1 pseudogene is annotated in these 645 nt (G+C 79.8%); it reads left to right on the top strand.

The features are described from left to right. Positions 1 to 645, top strand: a pseudogene (locus tag CCN72_RS41300) (nickel transporter); the annotation flags it as partial.

Raw genomic sequence — 645 nt, forward strand, 5'->3', positions numbered from 1 at the left:
CCGGCACCCCCGTACCGCCGTCGCCGCAAGCACAGCAGGCAGCACAGGCACCTCAGGCGTCACCGGCGCCCCCGTCGGCTCAGGCCACCCCGGCCGCCGGTACCGCCGTACCCCCGAGGGCCGCGAGGGCCGCGAGCCCGGTCGCCGGGGCGCCCGTACCGCCGTCGACCCCCGCGGCCGGCACTCCCCTTCCGGCCGCTCGGCCGCCGCGCGCCGCCCAGCCGTTGCCGCTGCCCGCCGAGGCCGGCGGGGGCGTGCCCGCGTACGACCCCGACTCCACCCAGGGCCGGGCCATCAGCGTGCGCACGCTCGGGCAGGGCGTGCCGTTCGCGCGGCAGGTCACGCAGGCCACCCCGCCGCCGCACACGCCGGGTGGTTCCGGACGGCGCCGCAAGCTCGGGACACCGCCCGATCCGGCCGCGCGCCAGGAGGCGTCCGGCGAGGCGAGGGGCCGGAGCCGCTGGACGGTCCCGGCGGTGCCGTCGAGGTGGCGGACACCCCCCGGCCGCAGCCGATGGACGACGAGCTGCCCCCGGAGCCGCTGGACAACCCGCGCCGGCTGCTGGTGTGGCCCGCGCCGGACGTGACCACGCAGCAGGCCTTGAGCGAGCGCGGCTACCGGCCGGTGATCGTGCACTCCCGTGA

It is taken from the genome of Streptomyces murinus, from assembly GCF_002154555.1.
Lineage (GTDB): Bacteria > Actinomycetota > Actinomycetes > Streptomycetales > Streptomycetaceae > Streptomyces > Streptomyces murinus.